The organism is Streptacidiphilus cavernicola, assembly GCF_042510955.1.
GTDB lineage: Bacteria > Actinomycetota > Actinomycetes > Streptomycetales > Streptomycetaceae > Streptacidiphilus > Streptacidiphilus cavernicola.
The window spans coordinates 21,715-40,374 of sequence record NZ_JBHFAB010000023.1; the positions used below are offsets into that span (position 1 = coordinate 21,715).

The window sequence follows — 18,660 nt, forward strand, 5'->3', positions numbered from 1 at the left end:
CTGGTCAGGGGTTCGCGGGGGCCGTCGTCCGGGCGGGGACCGGAACCTGTCCGGACTCGATCTTGCGGCGGGTGCGGGTGATGGTCTCCTCGGTCGCGGCGGGGTGGAACTGGCGGACGCAGTCCACGATCTCGCCATGGTCGGTGATGCCGAGGTCCAGGGCGATCCGGACGAGGTCCGTGATCGTGGGGCTACTGCCGTGCAGGGGGCGGACGTTGGCGGTTGTGAGCACCATCAGGGCCTGGGCGTCGGCGGGGTCGATGATGATGTTGACGCGGGCGAGGGCGGCGGCGATCTCCTCGGGTCCGGCGTCGGGCAGGGTGGACTGTGCTGCGGCGACGGCGGCGCGCAGCGTGGCGGGGCTGCGGCCGGGCGCGGGGGCCGGGCTCGCTTCGGTGGGCTCGGGCTGGGCGGGGCGGTTGTCGAGTTGGTCGAGGCGCTGGGCGACGGCGCCGCGCAGCAACTCCCAGGAGCGGCCGGGGTGCAGCATCCAGCCGAGGAGCGGTATGTGCGGGAGGCGTTCGGCGACCAGGCCGCGGGCGGCGCGCTGCCCGTCGCGGATGTCCCTGCGGTGCAGCTCGAACAGCAGCTCAACGAGGCAGGACAGGGCGGCGAGCGCGGCGGCGGCGGGGTAGCCGCCGAGGCTCTTGCCCTCGGACCAGTTGAGGACGGCGGAGCAGGCGACGAACCCGAGGATGGTGAACCGGGCGAGGCCAGCGGGGGTGTTGCGTTCGATGGCGCGTCGGGCGTAGGCGGCGGCGACCAGGCCGGAGGTGTCGTAGGTGAGCGACAGCGGGACGGCGAGGATCGTGGGCATGCCCCAGCCGTGGAGTCGGCCGGTGAGGGACCAGGCCGCGAGGCCGAGGGTCATGGCCAGGACGAGAGTCCAGGCGACCCGGATTCCCTTGGTGGTGCGGGGCTTGCCGGTAGCGTGGGAGTCAGCCACTGGAGTGCACGCTCCTAGGTCAGAGGGCCCGTGCCCGGGTCGCATCCCGGGCACGGGCTTTCGGTGGTCCGGACTACTCCGGACGATGATTGTATTCTAATCTATTCAGGCCGTGAGGGGGAGACCGAATCCCAGGGAATCCGGCCTCCCGTGCCCGTCCGGACCAGCGCCGGACATCGTCCGGACTCGCGCCGGATCGGCCCGGATCACCGCGCGAACTGTCCGGCTCGGTTCCGGAGTTGCCGGTCGGTGTCCGGGGGTCACCGGTTGACCCGCTGCCAGGTCCCGCCGTCGCAGGTCTCGCAGACCCGCCAGCCGTCCGCATCGGCCAGCATGGGGCCCTTGCACAGCGAGCACTTCCGGTCCGGCCGGTTCGCCCGCTGCCAGATCGAGGGTCGTCGCTCAGCCACGGTCGTCCTCCTCCAGGTCACCGGCAAGGCGGGACGCGACGGGAACCGGCACGACGCCGTAGCTGGTCGCCTGCGCCTGGTCGTCGCGGACGAGGACCATCTCCCACCGCGACTCCGGGTCGGCGTCGCTGCCGTCCCACTCCAGCGCGCCGGCGTCGCCGTTGGCGTCGGCGTCCTCCTCGCAGGCGCGCCGCGCGAGGGGCAGGCTGATGAAGGTACCGAGCGGCATCGTCTCGAACTCGGCTCGGAAGACGAGCAGTTCGCCGTCCTCGTTCGGCCACAGCGGCTGGTGCGCCTCCACGATGTCCTGAACCCAGGTCGGCCACTCCTCGCGGGTGTCGCGCGGCTCGCCGTCGGTCACCCAGACACGGCCCCACGTCTGCTCGTGGCGGACCTTGCCGAGGCGACCGCCCTTGATGCGGCGGCGCCCGGAGATGGTGACCGTCGTGCAGTTCACCGCGGGCCACCGGTAGGTGATGGCCATCTCGTCCGGCGCGAAGTCCAGGCCGTCGTAGACGTGGAAGTCCGGGCCGTGCGCGATGTTCAGCACCCGGCGCACTTCGCGGCTCTCCGAGCGCAGTTCGTGGCTGACCAGGGTCTCGCGGCGGCCTCGGGGGGTGCCGTTGGGCAGCCACACCTGGTAAGCCCGGTCGGCTGAGGCGCGGAACCGCACCAGGGCGTGGAACCAGGTCCACGGGTCGCCGTCGACCCGAACGCGGGAGAAGTCGCCCAACTGCTGGTCGTGGCCGAGCCAGCGCACCTGCTCGGCGGGGAGGTCGGGCAGGTGGACCAGGCGGGGGAACTGGCCGTCGACGCTGACGGCCCAGCAGGCGTGGCCGGGGAAGTTCTGGTCAGCGCCGGGCATGCGGTCGGCGGTGACCTCCTGGTGGCCGCACTCGCGCAGGTCGGCGGTGAACTGTTCGATCAGGGCCGCGGCGTGCGGCGGCGTCGAGGTGCTGGTCATGACGGGTCCTTGGTGGTGGCGAACGGGGCCTGCCACAGCGGGCAGGGGACGGGCTGCGGCCGGGGCGCGGCGGCGAGGCGCACGATTTCGTCGTGCCTGCGGATCAGCTCCGCCCGGAAGACCTGGCGCTCCAGGGCAAGGCGCTGCACTCCCGCTCGCAGCAGGGTTGCTTCGCCGGGGCTGAGCACGCCGCGTTCGGCGCGGGAGATGAGGTGGAGCAGGTCAGGGGTGGGCATGGTGGTGCTCTCGGTCGGTGGTGGATTCGGGTAGGGCGAAGGCGAGTTGCGGGCCGCGCAGTGGGTGCAGGAACTCGGGGTCGGTGTGGCAGGGGCAGGTGCAGCGGTGTCGGCACCGCCGGTCGGCGAGCCAGACGAACGCGAGGTCGGCGTGGCCGGCGCGCAGACCGCCCGCGTCGTGCTCGTAGGGCTCGGGCAGGCGGGCGTGGCGGTGGGGTACGACGTCGGCGGCGATGACGCTCTCGTTCTGCGGCGGGTACTCGCCCGCGCAACTGCTGTGTGCCGTCCTCATGCAGTCCCAGCTCTTGCCCTGCTGGCAGGCGCACCGGATGAACGGCCACGGGCAGTGCTGATAGTTGCGCAGCCATCCAGCGGGCCAGACGTTGGCGCGGACCCATTCGGCCTGCTCGGGAGTCATCGGGCTGCCGGAGCGGCACCCCGGCCCGGAGGCCGGGGTGCCGCTCCCTGAGTCGGGCGTCATCCCGCGCAGCCGTCTGCGGTGCCCGGGTTCACGGCGGCGTGCACCAGGACGTGGGCGACCTGGAGACCGAGGCAGTGCGCGCACTCGGCGTACCGGGAGGCGGCGATGTAGGCCCTGGCCGCTTCGAGCGGGTCGTTCTTCATCAGCTCGCGCACGAGGCGGTCGGCGACGTAGCGGGCCTGCGCGGTCTCGATGACCAGGCCGGTTCCGTCGGCGGCCTTGTGGTTGAGCCGGTCGTCGAAGCACAGCTCCAGGTCGGGCACGCCGGGGTTGTCCTCGCGCAGCTTGCTGGCGAGGAGGCCGGCGGCGGAGAACCCAACGCCCATCGCCTCACGCTCGCCCTTGGCGATGATCGGGAGCAGGGTCTCCAGGGTCGTCTTGCAGCCGTTCATCGGCGCGGTGACGAGGGCCACGGTGACGGTCAGGGTGTCGGGGTGGAGTGCGGTCGGGTACATGCTCTTCTCCAAGAGGCCATGGGGTGCGGGGGTGGTGCCAGCGGACGGCGGCGTGGTCAGCCGTGCAGCTGGTGGATGAGGAAGTGGAAGAGGGCGCGCTGCGCGCCGGGGAGCGCGCCGGGAGCGACCGCGGTGAAGGCGGTGAACAGCTCGACGGCGGCGGGCCGGTCGAAGCGGATGCAGGCGTTGGCGAAGCGGATGGCGAACCGCTGTTCGGCGGGCCAGCGGTCGATGTCCTCGCCGGGGGCCAGGGCCATCTCGTGCTGGGCTCGGCAGCGGGGCGCGGGGCAGTTGTCTTCCAGGGCGATGGCCGCACCGCGGGCCACGCACCACAGCATCACGAAGGCGTGCTGGTAGCTCGGGGCACAGGCGGCGTCGATCATCGCCTGCGCGTCGTCGGCGGTGTCGCACAGCAGCGCCCGCTCCAGGGCGTCCGTGAGTTCCAGGCCGAAGGTCGTGTCGATCAGGTCAGCCAGGTTGGCTTCGGTGTTCTCGGTCATGTCTCTTCTCCAAGAGGCTGACGGCCGCCTGCGGGCGGCCGTCTCGGGTCAGCGGTTGTTGCAGCGGCAGATGCCGGAGGGCATGCACCACGACTCGCAGGACTTGCACCACATCGCGCCGAGGACGGGCGGGGTGCGGTCCGGCTCGGGGGTGGCCGGGACGGGGGCGGGCGGGGGGCTGGGCATGCGGGTGCTCCTTCTTCGGGTGGCGATGGCGTCGGCGAGTGCCGCGAGGTGGAGGGCTGCGTCCGGGTCCGGGTCGAGTCGCTGCGCCCGCGCGGGGCGTTCGGGGACTCTGCGGTGGCGCTCCGCGACGAGTCGGCGGAGCGGGCCGTACCGCTCGACCAGGAGCTGCCGGTACAGGTCTGTCTCCTGCATGGGTGTCTCCGGGTAGTGCGAGGCCCGCCCTGGTGGTGAAGCCGGGGCGGGCCGTCGGGGCGTGGTCGTCGGCTCCGGTCCGCACTGGGGCGGCGGTGTCTGGCGGGCAGGGCGCGGGGGGTCGACCGCCTGCCAGACACCGTGGGAGGTGCCGCATGACCACGGCTGCTTGTTCGGCTCGGTGCCGCGGCTGCTGGCCGTTGCCGATCAAGCGACTCGAACGCTACCACACACTTAAGAGTGTGAAACCTTATGTTGGGGCTCATGGTCGGCCCCGCCGAAGAGGCTGTCTCCGCCGCCAAGTCCGGGCAGGGCCGCGGTCCCTACGGCGTCGGGGCCGGGGTCGTCCAGGATCAGCGCCTCCTGCACGGGCTTGAAGGCGGCGCGGCCGAAGGTGGTCGGCTGCATGTGCAGCCAGTTCGGGCGATCGGGCACGGGTCGTTCCTCTCTGGTTGAGGCGGGCCCGGCCGGAAGGCCGGGCCTGTCGCCGGGGTCAGGCCGCGGTCTGCTCCTCATCCTCAGCGATGTCCGCCTCGGCGTCGGCCTGCGCCTCGATGTTGGCGGCGGCCTCGGCGACGACGGCCTCGGCCGCCTCGGTGACGGCGGCCTCGACGTCCACCTCCTCCGCGTCCTGCTCCGGCTCGACGGGGCCGCTGGTGGCGTCGGGGTTGAGCGCCATGAAGCGCGCCTCGGCGTGGGCCTTGGCCTGCCGGAGCTGGAACCGGGCGTCCTGGACGGACTTGGCGACGCGGTCCAGCTGCTCCAGGCGGGCCCCGATCTCGCCCTCCAGGGACAGGGCGAGCTTCATGGGCTCCTCGCGGGCGATGTCCTCCAGCAGGGCGCGAACGCGCTCGATGCGGTCCAGGGTGGTGCGGCGGGCGGTGCGCTCGGCGCGGCGCTCCTCGGCCTGCTCGGGGGTCATGTCCTCCATGATCAGCGCGAACACCTGGTTCTGCTGCTCGCGCAGGGCGTAGGCGAAGTGCAGCAGCTCGTTCTCGCTGGGCAGCTCGCCCTTGGCCCACTTGCGGAGCAGCGCCTGCTGGTTGGCGTGGGACAGGCCGGCGATGACCACGGCCGCGCCGGTGCCGATGGTGCCCAGCTCGACCTGCTTGGCGACGGCGGGAGTCAGGTCGAGCAGCTTGATGCGCAGGGTGACGAACTGCTTGGTCTTGCCGAACTCGGCGGCGACGGCCTCGACGGTGGCGCCGGGCTCCTCGTCCAGGATGCGCTGGAAGGCCCTGGCCTCCTCCAGCGGGGTCATGTCGCGGCGGTTCAGGTTCTCGGACAGCGAGAGCTTGAACAGGTCGATCGTGCTCATGCCCTCGTCGTTGAGGACGATGGCCTTGATGCGGTCCATGCCGGCGAGGTCGTGGGCGCGCCAGCGGGTCTCGCCCATGACGATCTCGTACGCGGGCTTGACCTTGACGCCATCGGCCGGGGCCGGGGAGATGTCGCGGACGGTGATGGGCTGCTGGAGCCCGAACTTGGTGATCGACTCGGCCAGCTCGGCAACGTACTCGGGGTCGAAGAACTCGCGGGGCTGGGCCGGGTTGCGGAAGATCTGGGCGAGCGGGATGTTCTTGATCGTCTGGGGCTTGGCGGCGGTCATCGGGCTCTCTCCAAGAGGCCGGTGGTCGGGGGCCTTTCCCCCTCCCTCTTATGCCTCTATTCTAATCTATTCAGAGGAAGAGTCAAGATCGCCAGAGAGAAAAGATTCAGGTCAGATGGGGTGTCGAGACGTTCGCCGACCCGGACACGTAGGCTTGTTCATGTCGAACGACCGCACCCGCGGGGGCGCAGTTCGCGCGGCTGGTCCAGCCCAGCAAGCAGGCACAGCCAGGCGTCGACCGCTTCCTCCGGGAGGCGGTCGAGTGCGTTCCCGTCCTCGCGGACGGCGGCGCGCTCAACGACGTCGTCCACCAGATCCCCTCCATGAGCCGCGTGCAGCCCTCCGCCCACGGCTCGTCCATGGCAGTACCGCTGCCGACGCCACCTGCGAGAACAGGACAGCTTCGTGCGCGCATTATCACCAGACTCACGTGTGATTATCAACTAACGCTGATTCTTCACAGGATCACCACCGTGCCTGTCACCGACCGCCGGAGACCCGACGTGACCGACACCCCGAAGACCCTCGCCGAGAAGGTCGACCTCCTCGTGCGCCTCGCCTCACCGCCAGACCACCGGCTGACCATGGCCGAGCTGGCGAAGATGTCCGTCGAAGCGGACCCCGCCGACGCAGGACTGTCGCACACCAGCTGGAACGACCTGCTCCGTGGGGCGAAGACCGACCCTCGCCTGTCCACCCTACTCGTAATCGCACGGACGTTCGATATCCCAGATGCCTACCTGCTCCCATCCTGCGATAACCTCACTGCACTGAGCGCACTCCACAGCAGCCCCAAACTGAGGGCTGCCGTGACGGCCGTGGCAGACCTAGGGGACGAGGGAGCCAGCGCGCTGCTCGAAGCTGCTCAGACCATCAGGCACCGCATGGGCGCAGGCCCACCACCTCCGGCCGCTCCGTCCACAGCGGGAACGGCCCCGGCACGACGGCGACGCGCCAAACGGCTGCCGTGGGACCAGGTCGGCCAGCGGGCCGAACGAGACCTGGAAGGCAAACAGTCATGATCACCACGGGCGCGTTCGCTGTGGGCATCCTCGCCTCGCTGGCGGCGACGGTCAGGGGCGCGTTCATACTGCGTTCCCACGGCCGCGAAGCCATCATGGGCATAGCCCGGACGAGCCGGTGGGCAGCAGGAATGCTCATGATCGGGCTATGCGCACTGCTGGCGGTCGAAGGTGGAGTGATCGACGCGGACGGCCATTCGATCCACCAGGCCGCATGGCTGTGCATCCGGTTCAGCGTCATCGGCTCCGCCGTGGCATTGCAGTCCATGGCCGTGATCTGGTCGTGGGAGGAGCCCAAGCGCCACGCGAACATCCGGCTGGCCATCGCAGGAACAGCCATGGCCGGCATGCTGGCCCTGCTGCTGACCCACCCCGAGCACCTGTACGTGATCCACAACGCCCGTCATCCGGAAGTCGCGCTCTACCTGCTTCTCTACGCCGCCGTGGTGGTGTTCGCCGCCCGCGACATCGCATGGGCCGAGGTGGACGCAGCGCGCTGGCAGAAGCGCCGCGGAGCGGGCTCTCGGCGATGGCTGACGGGGCACATGCTCGGCGCGGCCGGAGGCGTGGTGCTGGCCGTGTACGGCGGCGTGGTGGCGGTCTACGCGACCGCTATGTGGGCCGGGGCGAACTGGTACACCGACACCATCCGCGAGGGCGCCAATCTGGAACTGCTCACGTTCGTCGTGCTCACCATAGCCGGGATGATCTTCAAGAGCCTCGGTGCGGCAGCGCGGAATCGAACGGCCGCACCGGCTGCCTGATGGGGGGCGCGGCTTCGGCCGCGCCCTGCCGTCAGTTGAGGTGCACGTCCAGACGGTCGCGGATCTCGTCCTCGTCGGGGTGCGGGTTCCGGCCCGTCGCCGGGTGCACCACGACCTTCTTGAACGTGAGCCGGGCCGCGCCCGCCCGTGTAGCAGGTGAAGCGTTCTTCCACCAGCTGGCCAGGTCTGTGCCGTCGCCCAGGTCGAGGTTGGCAACCTGCTCCAGGTAGCGCAGGCGAGAGCGGACCTCTTCAAGGCGCTCGGTGTTCGCCCGGGTGCCCTCCTTGAAGTCCGCGACGGCGATCTCCTGCGCAGCCAGCGCATCGGCCAGCTCGGTGCGCTGGCCCACGAGCGCCGTCTCCTCGGCTCGCAGGTTCGTCACGAGGGCCTTGACCTGTTCGAGGGCCTGGCGCAGCTGCTGCATCCGCTCGGGCCGCGACAGCTCGCCGACGATGATGTCGGACAGGAAGTCCTCTACCGGTTCCGCAACGATCTGCACGCGCCGACAGGTGCCGCACCGGTACGCCGGCGTGCCCGACGGGTTGGGGCTGCCGATCATGGGGTCTTCGGACAGGCCGCAGGTCAGCACCTGGGAGGCCCAGTAGTCGCGGTCATGCGCGGCCCCGGTCCGGGCTCCCGACGCCCTGGCCAGGATCGGCTGGAGCCGGTGGAACTCTTCCGGGGTGAGCGGGGCGGGACCGCCGGTGGGCACGAGTTCGCCGGTCTCCGGGTCCTTCCGAAGACCGGCGATCGCTGGGTTCGTGAGCAAGCGCGTGAGCGGCCAGTTCGCCCATAGGCCGCCCTGCGTGGTGCGGTACCCGGCCTCGGCCATCCACGCGATGGCCTGGTTCCGGTTCATCCCGCCGAAGATGCGGGAGACCGTCTGCCGGATGGCTTCGGTCTCGGCCTCGTGGAGCTGGTTGCGGGATTGGTCGGTGAAGCCGTAGAGCCTGGCCATCAGACACCCCCTCGGCGGGGGGGCCGACAGCTAGTCGGGTGCAACAGCACGGCTCTCTGGCCCTCCTGCGGGTTAGGCCCCGCTCACGTCGTCCGGGGCACCACCCCCAGCGCCTCCCACAGAGCGGTGGTCGGAATCCGGGTCACACTGCCGAGCTTCAGCGTGCGCACGGGGAACTCCCCGTTGCGCAGCAGCTGGTACCCGGCGTTGTGGCCGATCCCGAGCGCCCTCGAAGCAGTGCTGACGTTGACTGTCGCGGGTAGCGCCAGCAGCTCGTCCATCGTCATGCCCCGTTGGGCACCTGATGTGGTGGTAGTGCGTCCTGCCATGGTGTTGTTCGCGTTCTCCCCCGCGCACAACTTTTAAGCAACACGGTACACGATCGCGGGTAAAATAAGGTTTCACACTAGAAAGTGAGGTAGAACTAGGTCAGATCCGTGAACGTCACGGACCTGACCGTGGGAGGTCGCGCACACCATGAGTGTGTTTGAGCAGTACACGTATAAGAGGTGCGGCTGCACCGAACCGATGCTCGACGAGAGCGGGCAGCCGATGCTGACCGCCGGGGGCAAGCCGAGGGTCCGGTACCTGGAGAAGGACTGCCCCCGGCTGGCCGAGCCGGATCACGGCTCCTGGTACTACTCGTTCGAGCTGCCGACGCGCGCCAGCGGCGAGCGGCGCCCGAGGGCCAAGGCCGGCGGCTTCGTCGACCAGGAGGCCGCGGCCGAGGCAGCCGAGAAGGCGTACCTGCTGAGCAAGCAGGGTGTCGACATCACCAGCCGGGACACGGTGGAGAGCTTCCTGACGAAGTGGATGGAGCAGAAGCGGCCGTCCCTGTCCGTGACCACCGCGTACAACTACCAGGCAGACATCGACCTGTACTTCATCCCGCACCTCGGCAAGATCCAGCTGGTGAAGCTGTCGGTGTCGGCGATCCAGGAGATGTACGACTGGATCACCGAGGACAACGAGCGCCGGATCGAGCACCGGGCGATGGTCGAGGAGCTGGCCGAGCAGGTGGAGCAGGCCAACAAGGAATGGCGCGCCACTCCGCGCAAGCCCGCTGCGGCGAAGGCCGAGAGCAGGGCGAAGTGGGTGGCGCTGAGGGACCGCCACCTCGCGGAGCGGAAGAACCTGCGCAGGGTCACGGGCCCCGGCACCATGAAGTCGATCAACAACACGCTGTCCTCGGCGCTGTCGGACGCCGTGCGGCGAGAGCTGATCCCGAAGAACTTCGCGGACCACGTGCTGCTGCCGAAGTACGTCCGGGCGAAGGCTCTGCTGTGGACGCCGCAGCGCGTGAAGCGGTGGAAGCGCACCGGGCTGAAGCCCAGCCCGGTGATGGTGTGGACGACGGAGCTGACGGCGGAGTTCATGGACTTCGTGTCCCTCGACCGCCTGATATCGATGTGGCACGTGATCAACTTCCGGGGGCCGCGCCGGGGCGAGGCTGCCGGTCTCACCTGGGACGAGGTGGATCTCAAGGCCAAGAAGCTGAGCATCGTGGAGCAGCGCGTCTCGGTGGACTACGTAGTCCACACCAAGGAGCCGAAGGCCGACTCCATGAGGGATCTCGACCTGGATACCATGTCGGTGCTGCTCCTCAAGGCGTGGCGCAAGCAGCAGAAGGCGGAGCAGGCGGCCTGGGAGGCGGCCGGGCTGGAGTGGGGCAACACCGGCAACCACGTGTGGACGAAGGAGGACGGCACGCCGTACCACCCGGAGGCGATCTCCGACATGTGGAACCGCCTGGTGGAGAAGTCGGGCCTGCCTCCGGTGCGGCTGCACGATGGCCGGCACAACGCCGGGTCGCAGTCGTTCGCCGCTGGGGCCCACCCGAAGGTGATCCAGGCGATGCTGGGGCACTCGACGGTGCGCCTGTCGATGGACGTCTACACCACGCTGATGACCACGACCCAGCAGGCCGCGGCAGAGGCGTCGGTCGAGCTGGTGCAGAAGGCGATGAAGAAGCTGCGGAAGCAGCGGGGGAAGGAAGCGGCCCGCCAGGCCGAGCAGGGTGACGACGACGGGCTTGAGGGGCTTGCCGCAGCTGCGTGAGGGCGCTGCCGAGACTTGTATCCGGGGGTCGCTCAGGACCCCAAAAGCCCCCAAATCGGGGGCCGTTCCCAATCCGTTCCCAATCGGCCCCTCGGCGATCTTGGACGGCATCGCCACGGGACCACAGCAGGAGCCGGGAATGAAGAACGCCCAGGTCAGCAGGGATGCGACCCGGGCGGTACCTGAGCTTCAAGGCCGAAACAGAAAGGCTTTACCTCGCCTTACAAGAGCGTTGCTCTGGCCAACTGAGCTAAGGGGGCGCGGTGCCTGTCCGCGGCATGCCACGTCAGGACCAAGGGGAGTCTAGCGGGAGACCGGAGCGGGTCGCGAAACCGTTTCTCAGGAATTCGTTGGCCGGAAGGTACTGACACGGGCGGGTACGTGAAGGTACCGTCACCAGGAGTTTGCCGTTTGGTGGACTAGACCTGTGGGTTAGACCTCTGGTCACCGCGCCGCTCCGGCGGGTTGGTGCGGCGTCCTGAACCATCCAACCTTTACTCGGATCGTCCGGCACGTTCCTGCCGGTGAAGGAGAGCGACAGCATGCCTACCGTGACTTTCGACAAGGCCACGCGGATCTACCCCGGCGGCACCAAGCCCGCCGTCGACGCCCTGGAGCTGGACATAGCCGACGGCGAGTTCCTCGTCCTGGTCGGTCCCTCCGGCTGCGGCAAGTCGACCAGCCTGCGCATGCTCGCGGGCCTGGAGGACGTGAACGGCGGCGCCATCCGGATCGGCGACCGCGACGTCACCCACCTCCCCCCCAAGGACCGGAACATCGCCATGGTGTTCCAGAACTACGCGCTGTACCCGCACATGACCGTCGCCGACAACATGGGCTTCGCCCTGAAGATCGCCGGCGTCAACAAGGCGGACATCCGCAAGAAGGTCGAGGAGGCGGGCAAGATCCTCGACCTCACCGAGTACCTCGACCGCAAGCCGAAGGCGCTCTCCGGCGGCCAGCGCCAGCGTGTCGCGATGGGCCGCGCGATCGTCCGCGAGCCCCAGGTCTTCCTCATGGACGAGCCGCTGTCGAACCTGGACGCCAAGCTCCGCGTCCAGACCCGCACCCAGATCGCCTCGCTGCAGCGCCGCCTCGGCATCACCACCGTCTACGTCACCCACGACCAGGTCGAGGCCATGACCATGGGCGACCGGGTCGCGGTGCTGAAGGACGGCCTGCTCCAGCAGGTCGACACCCCCCGCAACATGTACGACCGCCCGGCCAACCTCTTCGTGGCCGGCTTCATCGGCTCGCCCGCGATGAACCTGATCGAGGTCCCGCTGACCGACGGCGGCGTGAAGTTCGGCAACTCGGTGATCCAGGTCTCCCGCGACGCGGTCGCCGAGGCCGCCGCCGCCGGTGACACCACCGTCACCATCGGCGTCCGCCCCGAGCACCTGGACCTGGTCTCGGCCGAGGGCGGCGCGCTCTCCAAGGACGGCGGCGACGGCCTGGCCGTCACCGTCAACGTGGTCGAGGAACTCGGCGCCGACGGCTACGTCTACGGCACCGCCAAGGTCGGCGACGAGGCCAAGGACCTGGTGGTCCGGGTCAGCGGCCGTGCCGTCCCGCAGAAGGGCGAGACCCTGCACGTGGTCCCGCGCGCCGGCGAGACCCACGTCTTCTCCACCTCGACGGGCGCCCGCCTCAGCGACTGACGCCGTCAGCTGATCGGATGTCACTGACCTTCCCCGGTGGGCCACTTGCCCGCCGGGGAAGGTTTATTTATTGATAAAACCGACACGCCATCACTCGTTGGAGTGACTGAATGTCCGGGCACCGTTACTCATCGCTACCATCACGAGCGTGAACCAGCTTGCGAGCCGACTCGGCAAAACCCTGGCCTTCGTCCTCCCCTTCGTCCTGGTGACGACAGGCACCCTCGCGGTCACCCGCGTCTCCTGGGCCCCATCGGGCTCCGGCGACAAGCAGGTCCTCGCCGCCTCGTCCCTGACCACCGGCTCCGACCGCGCGCCGGGCACGTCCCAGGACGCCGTCAAGGCGGCCCCGCAGGACGTGCTGCGCGACCGCCTGCTGCGCCAGCTCGGCGCCGAGAACCCCGGCGCCGCCCTGGACGCGCTGGCCGCCGCGATGCAGGCGCAGCCCTCGCTGACCCGCTACTGCACTGCCATCGCCCGGGACCTCGGCGAGGCCGCGGTGCGCAAGTACCACGGAGACGTGAAGCGCGCGCAGTCCTTCGCCCGCCCGGTGTGCGACGGCTCGTTCGCGGTCGGGACGCTCACCGCGGCGGGGTGACCCCGCCGGGCGACGGCCCGCGGGGCGGGTCCTCGTCTAGGGTGCTCCCATGACCGCTGACCTCTTCCCCTCCACCGAGCGCTCGCCGCTCTCCTCGCCGCCGGTGACGCAGGCAGTGATCCTGGCCGGTGGACAGGGATCAAGGCTCCGCCCGTACACGGACACGCGCCCCAAGCCGATGATCGAGATCCCGGGCACCGGGATCCCGATCATCGGCCACCAGCTCCAGTGGCTGGCCGAGGAGGGCGTCACCGACGTCGTCATCTCCTGCGGCCACCTCGCCGACGTGCTCCAGGACTGGATCAAGTCCGCCGACCTCCCGGTGAACGTCACCACCGTGGTCGAGACCGAGCCGCTCGGCCGCGGCGGCGGCCTGAAGTTCGCCGCCGCCTCGCTGCCGCGCAAGGACGAGCCCTGGTACGCCACCAACGGCGACATCTGGACCCGCTTCAAGCTCCATGAGATGGCCGACTTCCACGCCGAGCGCGACGCCCACGCCACGCTCGCCCTGGCCCGCCCCCGCCTCCCCTGGGGCACCGTGGAGACCGACCAGTTCGGCAGCATCCTCGACTTCATCGAGTCCCCGCCCTCGCCGTACCTGATCAACGCGGGCGTGTACGTCTTCTCCGCCGCGTTGACGGCCATGCTGCCGGATCTGGGCGACCACGAGCGCAGCACCTTCCCCCGGCTGGCCCGCGCCCGCCGGCTCTCCGGCTGGGAACTGCCGCAGGGCGTCTACTGGCGGGCCATCGACACCGCCAAGGACCTCACCGAGGCCGCCAAGGAACTCGCCGCCACCCGCGGCACCGAGCAGAACTGACACAGCGGACCCGAGCACCAAGCCCCGGGCACCAGACCCCAAGCAGACGAACGGTGGCCGGTACCGACCTTCGGGTCGGTACCGGCCACCGTTCGCTCCCCGGCAGACCGGCCGGTTCGACCCGTCGTCAGGTCACCGGCTGCCCCGCCGCCGTCCCGCCGGCGGACATGCCCAGCAGCGGCAGCGGCGCTCCGCTGCCGAGCAGCCCGCCGATCACCTTGCCGTTGCCCCCGCCGCCCGCGGGCGGCGTGTGCGGGCTGGTGGACTTGCTTCCGGTCCCGCCACCGCCGGTGGACGCGTTGCCCGGGGTGCTGCCGCCGCCGCTGTGCGTCGCGCCGGAGCCGGTGTGCCGGGGGGCGGTCGTCGTCGCGTGGTGCGTCGGCGACGCACCGGGCGTGCTGGACGCGGCCGGCTTGGGCGCGTGCTTCGGCTTGGCCGGGGCCTTGGCGGGCGCGTGCCCGGACGGGTAGATCGGAGCCGGGTAGTCGGTCGGCAGCCCCGGGGTGGAGGGCTGCACGGTCTGCACCGGCTGGGTGCCGCGCACCGCCGCGCCCACGGCGGAGCCCAGCAGCAGGGTGCCGCCGATGACCACGGTCGCCACCACGAAGCCCCGGCGCAGCACCCGGCGGCGCAGCGCGGAGACCCGGGCCCGCTCGCCGAGCCGGTGCCAGGCCTCCAGGGCCAGCCGCCCGTCCAGCGAGAACAGCGGGGCCCCGGCCAGCAGCAGCGGGCTCCAGGCGGCCAGGTAGATGATCTCCGGGGCATCGTAGGCGGGCACCGAGCGCCAGCTGACGGTCAGCAGCAGCGCCAGTGCCAGCAGCATCGCCGTTCCGGCCGCGACCCGCTGCCACAGCCCCAGCACCGACAGCACGCCCACCACGATCTGGACGAAGGCCACCCCGAGCCCGGCGCCGACCGGGTGGGTCAGCGCCAGCTGCAGCAGCGGCTGGGCCATCGGCCAGGGGTGCAGCGACTGCAGCCACTGCATCATCGAGCCGCGCGCACCGCCGTTGAAGTAGACCGGGTCGCAGAGCTTGACGAAGCCGGCGTAGACCGAGATCCCGCCGAGGAAGATCCGCAGCGGCAGCAGCACCAGCCCGAGGTCGACCCGGCGGGCCGGGTACCAGGCGTGCCGGAGCGGATCGCCCGCCTCCCGCTCGCTCAGCTGGTACTCCGGCGCCGCGTACCGGGGCTCGCGCCCGTCGACGTAGGCGACCTCGTCGTACGGGTCGGGGTAGCCGCCGGTCGAGCCGACCGCGGGCATCATCCGAGTGTCCTCGGACCAGTCCTGGCCCAGGTCCTGACCGGACGGCGAACCGGTCTGCTGGCTGGGCACCGTCCCGGTGCCGCCCAGCCGGACCGCGTCGAGCAGCGGGTCGGCGCCGCCGGTCCAGGTGATCGGGGTGACCCGGGGGCGGCGGCGCGGGGCCGCCGTGCTCCCCTGCTGGCCGCCGACGGCCGCGCCCACCAGGGTGGGCAGCGCCATCGGCTGGGTCGTGTCCGGAGCGAGCCCGAAGGGCGCGAGGGGTCTGACGCCCGGGTAGGCCGCGGCGCCCGCGAAGGCCGGAGCGGCCGTCCTGGCGTCGATCAGCGGACTGGTCGAGGCGCCGAGACGTACGCGGAAGCTCGCCGTGGTGCTGCTCAGCCGGGCCGGGTCGGTCGGTACCTTGACCGTGTAGAGCCCCGGCCCACCGTCGCTGTCCTCGGCACCGCGTCCCCACGGAGGGCGGTTGGGTGTTCTGGTGTCCACACCCCTCTAACCGCTCGGGACACCGTTAGGACACCCTCTTGGGTGAATCCGGCTCAGCGCCGGTTTCGCAGCCGCGCCGCCTCGTAGAGCACGATGCCCGCGGCGACGCCCGCGTTGAGCGACTCGGCGGCGCCCGGCATCGGGATCCGGACCGTCAGGTCGCAGGTCTCGGAGACCAGCCGGGACAGGCCCTTGCCCTCCGAGCCGATCACGATCACCACCGGTCCTGTGAGCGCCTCCAGGTCGCTGAGCTCGGCCTCTCCGTCGGCGGCCAGGCCGACCACGAAGCAGCCGGCCTTCTGGTAGGCCTCCAGGGTCCGGGTCATGTTGGTCATCCGGGCCACCGGCACCCGGGCCGCCGCGCCGGACGAGGTCTTCCAGGCGCCCGCGGTCATCCCGGCGGCACGCCGCTCGGGGATCACCACGCCGTGCCCGTCGAAGGCGGCGACCGAGCGGACGATCGCGCCCAGGTTCCGCGAGTCGGTGATCCCGTCCAGAGCCACGATCAGCGGGTCCTCGCGGTTGTCGGCGGCCCGCGCCAGCAGGTCGTCCGGGTGCGCGTAGTCGTACGGCGGCACCTGCAGGATCAGGCCCTGGTGGTTGTGGCCCTCGGCGAGGTTGTCCAGCTGCACCCGCGGGGCTTCCATCAGCGGGACGCCGCGCTCGTTGGCCAGCGTCAGCGCCTCGCGCACCCGCTCGTCGTTGTCGATGAACTGCTGGACGTAGAGCGCCGAGGCCGGCACGCCGCCGTCCAGCGCCTCCACCACCGAGTTGCGGCCGTAGACCAGCTCGGAGCCCATCTTGCCGCCGCGCCGGGCGCTGCCGCGGGACTTGTTGCCCGCGGTGGCGCGCTTGGCGGCGGCGTTGGCGATGCGGTTCTTCTTGTGCCCCTTGCGGGCCGACGCGGGCGGCGTCGGACCCTTGCCTTCGAGCGCCTTCCGGCTGTGGCCACCGGTTCCGACCGACGGGCCCTTCTTCGAGCCGGGGTTGCGGCGGTTCCTGCGCTGGCTGTTGCCGGCCATCAGTTCAGTCCTGCTTCCATGAAGTACAACGAAATGCTTACGGTTGGTTGAGCGTCCAGCGGGAGCCGTCGGCGCGGTCCTCGATGGCGAGACCGGCCTGCGAGAGCTGGTCCCTGATGGCGTCGGAGGTCGCGTAGTCCTTGCGCTCGCGCGCGGCCTGCCGCTGCTCCAGCACCAGCTTGACCAGGGCGTCCACCACACCGTGCAGGTCCTCGCCCTGCGCAGGACCGGCCCAGAAGGGGTCCAGCGGGTCGAGGCCCAGCACACCGAGCATCGCACGGACCTCGGCCAGACGCGCTACGGCGTTCTCCTTGTCGTCCGCCGCGAGGGCCGCGTTCCCCTGCCGGACCGCGGTGTGGACGATGGCCATCGCCTGCGGGACGCCGAAGTCGTCGTCCATCGCCTCGGCGAACGCCGGGGGGACCTGCGGGGCCGGCTCGACCGTCCCGTGCAGCTCGGTGACCCGCTGCGCGAAGCCCTCGATCCGGGCGAAACCGGTCTCGGCCTCCCGCAGCGCCTCGTCGCTGTACTCGATCATCGAGCGGTAGTGCGGGGTGCCCAGGTAGTAGCGCAGCACGATCGGCCGCCACTTCTGCACCATCTCGGAGACCAGCACCGAGTTGCCCAGCGACTTGCTCATCTTCTCGCCGCTGAGCGTCACCCAGCCGTTGTGCAGCCAGTAGCTCGCGAAGTCGTCCCCGAAGGCCTTGGACTGCGCGATCTCGTTCTCGTGGTGCGGGAAGATCAGGTCGCGCCCGCCGCCGTGGATGTCGAAGGCAGAGCCCAGGTACTTGTGCACCATCGCCGAGCACTCCAGGTGCCAGCCGGGACGGCCGCGGCCCCACGGGGTCTCCCAGCTCGGCTCACCGGGCTTCACCGACTTCCACATCGCGAAGTCGCGCTGGTCCCGCTTGCCGGTCTCGCCCTCGCTCTCCGGCTGCCGCAGGTTCTCCAACTCCTGGTGCGACAGCGCGAGGTAGTCGGGGTAGGAGGTGACGCTGAAGTAGACGTCGCCGTCCACCGCGTAGGCGTGGCCGCGCCGGATCAGCTCCTGCATCATCTCGACCATCTCGGTGACGTGCCCGGTCGCCCGCGGCTCACCGGTCGGCGGCAGGCACCCCAGCGCGTCGTAACCGTCGTTGAAGGCACGCTCGTTGGCGTAGCCGATCTGCCACCAGGGCAGCCCGGTCTCCCGCGACTTGGCGATGATCTTGTCGTCGATGTCGGTGATGTTCCGCACGAACGTGACGTCGTAGCCCCGGTAGGCGAACCACCGGCGCATGATGTCGAAGTTCAGCCCGGACCGGATGTGCCCGATGTGCGGGGGCGCCTGCACGGTCGCGCCGCACAGGTAGATCGAGACACAGCCCGGCACGATCGGGACGAAGTCGCGTACCTGGCTGGCGCTGGTGTCGTACAGGCGAATGCTCACACCGTCAAGCGTAGTGGGCAGGACGGGGTGCCCTGTGCCCAACCGGGCACAGGGTCTCCCCCGGTTCACGCAGACGTGACGCAGAAGAGGCCGCGGCGACCGGCCGCGGCGACCGCTACAGCCCCCGCTCGACCACCCGGCGCGGCGTCACCCGGACCACGGTGCGCACCGCGTCGGCCGGCTCCTCCGGGTATCCCTGGCCGTTGTACTTCCAGGCCAGCTCGTCGATCAGCTCGCGACCGCCGGCGGTGTCCATCGTCGCCGTGCCGCGGACCTCGACGTAGGCGAACGGGTTCTCGGCCGGGTTGAGCAGCAGCGTCACCCGGGGATCCTTGACCAGGTTGAGATGCTTGCGGCGGCCTTCGAGAGTGGAGATCAGCACGTCCTCGCCGTCCGTCTTCGCCCACACCACCGACAGTTGCGGCGACCCGTCCGGTTGGATGGTCGCCATGGTCACATAGCCCTTGCCGTCGAAGAGCGCCTTGGCCTGGTCGGAGAGCTGGTCTGGCATCTGCCCGGTCCTTCCCGCGAGTGAGTACCCCCGTCGCAGGCACAACCACGACCGCCGGTGGATCTGTTCCCGCACCACGGCGAAC

The 18,660-nt window shown here is 70.4% G+C and carries 23 protein-coding genes; 6 read left to right on the plus strand and 17 right to left on the minus strand.

Annotated elements, in window-relative coordinates; translation table 11 throughout:
- Window positions 1-4: 4 nt before the first annotated feature.
- The 11 genes from ACEZDE_RS26025 to ACEZDE_RS26075 form a co-directional block, all read right to left on the minus strand.
- Window positions 5-946, minus strand: coding sequence for a DUF2637 domain-containing protein (locus ACEZDE_RS26025; protein WP_380540586.1), 942 nt, complete (start codon window positions 944-946; stop codon window positions 5-7).
- A gap of 260 nt (window positions 947-1,206) precedes the next feature.
- Window positions 1,207-1,356 (minus strand): hypothetical protein, encoded by a 150-nt coding sequence (locus ACEZDE_RS26030; protein WP_380540589.1) that lies wholly within the window; start codon window positions 1,354-1,356, stop codon window positions 1,207-1,209.
- Window positions 1,349-2,320: a hypothetical protein gene (locus tag ACEZDE_RS26035; RefSeq protein ID WP_380540592.1), complete on the minus strand. Its 972-nt coding sequence runs from the start codon at window positions 2,318-2,320 to the stop codon at window positions 1,349-1,351. Before ACEZDE_RS26035 ends, ACEZDE_RS26030 begins: the two co-directional genes overlap by 8 nt.
- On the minus strand, window positions 2,317-2,556 hold the full coding sequence (locus tag ACEZDE_RS26040; RefSeq protein WP_380540595.1) for a hypothetical protein: 240 nt from the start codon (window positions 2,554-2,556) through the stop codon (window positions 2,317-2,319). The genes ACEZDE_RS26035 and ACEZDE_RS26040 overlap by 4 nt, the downstream gene beginning before the upstream one ends.
- Window positions 2,543-3,037 carry a DUF6248 family natural product biosynthesis protein gene (locus ACEZDE_RS26045; protein WP_380540598.1) on the minus strand — a complete coding sequence of 165 codons (495 nt, stop codon included), beginning with the start codon at window positions 3,035-3,037 and terminating at the stop codon, window positions 2,543-2,545. Before ACEZDE_RS26045 ends, ACEZDE_RS26040 begins: the two co-directional genes overlap by 14 nt.
- Window positions 3,034-3,492 (minus strand): hypothetical protein, encoded by a 459-nt coding sequence (locus tag ACEZDE_RS26050; RefSeq protein ID WP_380540601.1) that lies wholly within the window; start codon window positions 3,490-3,492, stop codon window positions 3,034-3,036. Before ACEZDE_RS26050 ends, ACEZDE_RS26045 begins: the two co-directional genes overlap by 4 nt.
- A 56-nt stretch (window positions 3,493-3,548) precedes the next feature.
- On the minus strand, window positions 3,549-3,992 hold the full coding sequence (locus tag ACEZDE_RS26055) for a hypothetical protein (protein ID WP_380540604.1): 444 nt from the start codon (window positions 3,990-3,992) through the stop codon (window positions 3,549-3,551).
- Window positions 3,993-4,040: 48 nt separating this feature from the next.
- The gene (locus ACEZDE_RS26060) at window positions 4,041-4,370 is read right to left on the minus strand and encodes a hypothetical protein (RefSeq protein ID WP_380540607.1); all 330 of its coding nucleotides are present in this window, start codon (window positions 4,368-4,370) and stop codon (window positions 4,041-4,043) included.
- Window positions 4,371-4,604: 234 nt separating this feature from the next.
- On the minus strand, window positions 4,605-4,805 hold the full coding sequence (locus tag ACEZDE_RS26065) for a hypothetical protein (RefSeq protein WP_380540610.1): 201 nt from the start codon (window positions 4,803-4,805) through the stop codon (window positions 4,605-4,607).
- Window positions 4,806-4,863: 58 nt separating this feature from the next.
- The gene (locus ACEZDE_RS26070) at window positions 4,864-5,979 is read right to left on the minus strand and encodes a ParB/RepB/Spo0J family partition protein (RefSeq protein WP_380540613.1); all 1,116 of its coding nucleotides are present in this window, start codon (window positions 5,977-5,979) and stop codon (window positions 4,864-4,866) included.
- Between the two features lie 158 nt (window positions 5,980-6,137).
- Window positions 6,138-6,290 (minus strand): hypothetical protein, encoded by a 153-nt coding sequence (locus ACEZDE_RS26075; RefSeq protein ID WP_380540616.1) that lies wholly within the window; start codon window positions 6,288-6,290, stop codon window positions 6,138-6,140.
- Window positions 6,291-6,482: 192 nt separating this feature from the next.
- Here ACEZDE_RS26075 and ACEZDE_RS26080 point away from each other — a divergent pair, with 192 nt between their 5' ends.
- Window positions 6,483-7,001 (plus strand): hypothetical protein, encoded by a 519-nt coding sequence (locus tag ACEZDE_RS26080; RefSeq protein WP_380540619.1) that lies wholly within the window; start codon window positions 6,483-6,485, stop codon window positions 6,999-7,001.
- Window positions 6,998-7,765, plus strand: coding sequence for a hypothetical protein (locus tag ACEZDE_RS26085; protein WP_380540622.1), 768 nt, complete (start codon window positions 6,998-7,000; stop codon window positions 7,763-7,765). Before ACEZDE_RS26080 ends, ACEZDE_RS26085 begins: the two co-directional genes overlap by 4 nt.
- Before the next feature lie 31 nt (window positions 7,766-7,796).
- Here ACEZDE_RS26085 and ACEZDE_RS26090 read toward each other — a convergent pair whose 3' ends face one another.
- On the minus strand, window positions 7,797-8,723 hold the full coding sequence (locus tag ACEZDE_RS26090) for a recombinase family protein (protein ID WP_380540625.1): 927 nt from the start codon (window positions 8,721-8,723) through the stop codon (window positions 7,797-7,799).
- Window positions 8,724-8,806: 83 nt separating this feature from the next.
- Entirely contained in the window at window positions 8,807-9,010 is a 204-nt protein-coding gene (locus ACEZDE_RS26095) for a DNA-binding protein (protein WP_380540628.1), read from the minus strand.
- Window positions 9,011-9,251: 241 nt separating this feature from the next.
- Here ACEZDE_RS26095 and ACEZDE_RS26100 point away from each other — a divergent pair, with 241 nt between their 5' ends.
- From ACEZDE_RS26100 to ACEZDE_RS26115, 4 genes are all read left to right on the plus strand, one after another.
- The gene (locus ACEZDE_RS26100; RefSeq protein ID WP_380540631.1) at window positions 9,252-10,781 is read left to right on the plus strand and encodes a tyrosine-type recombinase/integrase; all 1,530 of its coding nucleotides are present in this window, start codon (window positions 9,252-9,254) and stop codon (window positions 10,779-10,781) included.
- Between the two features lie 542 nt (window positions 10,782-11,323).
- Window positions 11,324-12,442: an ABC transporter ATP-binding protein gene (locus tag ACEZDE_RS26105; protein ID WP_380540634.1), complete on the plus strand. Its 1,119-nt coding sequence runs from the start codon at window positions 11,324-11,326 to the stop codon at window positions 12,440-12,442.
- A 148-nt stretch (window positions 12,443-12,590) separates the two neighbouring features.
- Window positions 12,591-13,040: a hypothetical protein gene (locus ACEZDE_RS26110; protein WP_380540637.1), complete on the plus strand. Its 450-nt coding sequence runs from the start codon at window positions 12,591-12,593 to the stop codon at window positions 13,038-13,040.
- Window positions 13,041-13,089: 49 nt separating this feature from the next.
- The gene (locus ACEZDE_RS26115; RefSeq protein ID WP_380540640.1) at window positions 13,090-13,860 is read left to right on the plus strand and encodes a nucleotidyltransferase family protein; all 771 of its coding nucleotides are present in this window, start codon (window positions 13,090-13,092) and stop codon (window positions 13,858-13,860) included.
- 127 nt (window positions 13,861-13,987) lie between these two features.
- Here ACEZDE_RS26115 and ACEZDE_RS26120 read toward each other — a convergent pair whose 3' ends face one another.
- The 4 genes from ACEZDE_RS26120 to ACEZDE_RS26135 form a co-directional block, all read right to left on the minus strand.
- Window positions 13,988-15,610: a DoxX family protein gene (locus ACEZDE_RS26120; RefSeq protein WP_380540643.1), complete on the minus strand. Its 1,623-nt coding sequence runs from the start codon at window positions 15,608-15,610 to the stop codon at window positions 13,988-13,990.
- A 53-nt stretch (window positions 15,611-15,663) separates the two neighbouring features.
- Window positions 15,664-16,632, minus strand: coding sequence for a 23S rRNA (guanosine(2251)-2'-O)-methyltransferase RlmB (rlmB, locus tag ACEZDE_RS26125; RefSeq protein WP_380540646.1), 969 nt, complete (start codon window positions 16,630-16,632; stop codon window positions 15,664-15,666).
- Between the two features lie 37 nt (window positions 16,633-16,669).
- Window positions 16,670-18,064: a cysteine--tRNA ligase gene (cysS, locus tag ACEZDE_RS26130; RefSeq protein ID WP_380540649.1), complete on the minus strand. Its 1,395-nt coding sequence runs from the start codon at window positions 18,062-18,064 to the stop codon at window positions 16,670-16,672.
- Between the two features lie 115 nt (window positions 18,065-18,179).
- On the minus strand, window positions 18,180-18,575 hold the full coding sequence (locus ACEZDE_RS26135) for a PPOX class F420-dependent oxidoreductase (RefSeq protein WP_380540651.1): 396 nt from the start codon (window positions 18,573-18,575) through the stop codon (window positions 18,180-18,182).
- Between the last annotated feature and the right edge of the window lie 85 nt (window positions 18,576-18,660).

What these genes read in the sequence shown, in the direction of transcription:
- ACEZDE_RS26035 (WP_380540592.1), bottom strand. Translation starts at nt 2,320, where the DNA reads ATGACCAGCACCTCGACGCCGCCGCACGCCGCGGCCCTGATCGAACAG.
- ACEZDE_RS26040 (WP_380540595.1), bottom strand. Translation starts at nt 2,556, where the DNA reads ATGCCCACCCCTGACCTGCTCCACCTCATCTCCCGCGCCGAACGCGGC.
- ACEZDE_RS26045 (WP_380540598.1), bottom strand. Translation starts at nt 3,037, where the DNA reads ATGACGCCCGACTCAGGGAGCGGCACCCCGGCCTCCGGGCCGGGGTGC.
- ACEZDE_RS26050 (WP_380540601.1), bottom strand. Translation starts at nt 3,492, where the DNA reads ATGTACCCGACCGCACTCCACCCCGACACCCTGACCGTCACCGTGGCC.
- ACEZDE_RS26055 (WP_380540604.1), bottom strand. Translation starts at nt 3,992, where the DNA reads ATGACCGAGAACACCGAAGCCAACCTGGCTGACCTGATCGACACGACC.
- ACEZDE_RS26060 (WP_380540607.1), bottom strand. Translation starts at nt 4,370, where the DNA reads ATGCAGGAGACAGACCTGTACCGGCAGCTCCTGGTCGAGCGGTACGGC.
- ACEZDE_RS26070 (WP_380540613.1), bottom strand. Translation starts at nt 5,979, where the DNA reads ATGACCGCCGCCAAGCCCCAGACGATCAAGAACATCCCGCTCGCCCAG.
- ACEZDE_RS26085 (WP_380540622.1), top strand. Translation starts at nt 6,998, where the DNA reads ATGATCACCACGGGCGCGTTCGCTGTGGGCATCCTCGCCTCGCTGGCG.
- ACEZDE_RS26090 (WP_380540625.1), bottom strand. Translation starts at nt 8,723, where the DNA reads ATGGCCAGGCTCTACGGCTTCACCGACCAATCCCGCAACCAGCTCCAC.
- ACEZDE_RS26095 (WP_380540628.1), bottom strand. Translation starts at nt 9,010, where the DNA reads ATGACGATGGACGAGCTGCTGGCGCTACCCGCGACAGTCAACGTCAGC.
- ACEZDE_RS26100 (WP_380540631.1), top strand. Translation starts at nt 9,252, where the DNA reads ATGCTCGACGAGAGCGGGCAGCCGATGCTGACCGCCGGGGGCAAGCCG.
- ACEZDE_RS26105 (WP_380540634.1), top strand. Translation starts at nt 11,324, where the DNA reads ATGCCTACCGTGACTTTCGACAAGGCCACGCGGATCTACCCCGGCGGC.
- ACEZDE_RS26115 (WP_380540640.1), top strand. Translation starts at nt 13,090, where the DNA reads ATGACCGCTGACCTCTTCCCCTCCACCGAGCGCTCGCCGCTCTCCTCG.
- rlmB (WP_380540646.1), bottom strand. Translation starts at nt 16,632, where the DNA reads ATGGCCGGCAACAGCCAGCGCAGGAACCGCCGCAACCCCGGCTCGAAG.
- ACEZDE_RS26135 (WP_380540651.1), bottom strand. Translation starts at nt 18,575, where the DNA reads ATGCCAGACCAGCTCTCCGACCAGGCCAAGGCGCTCTTCGACGGCAAG.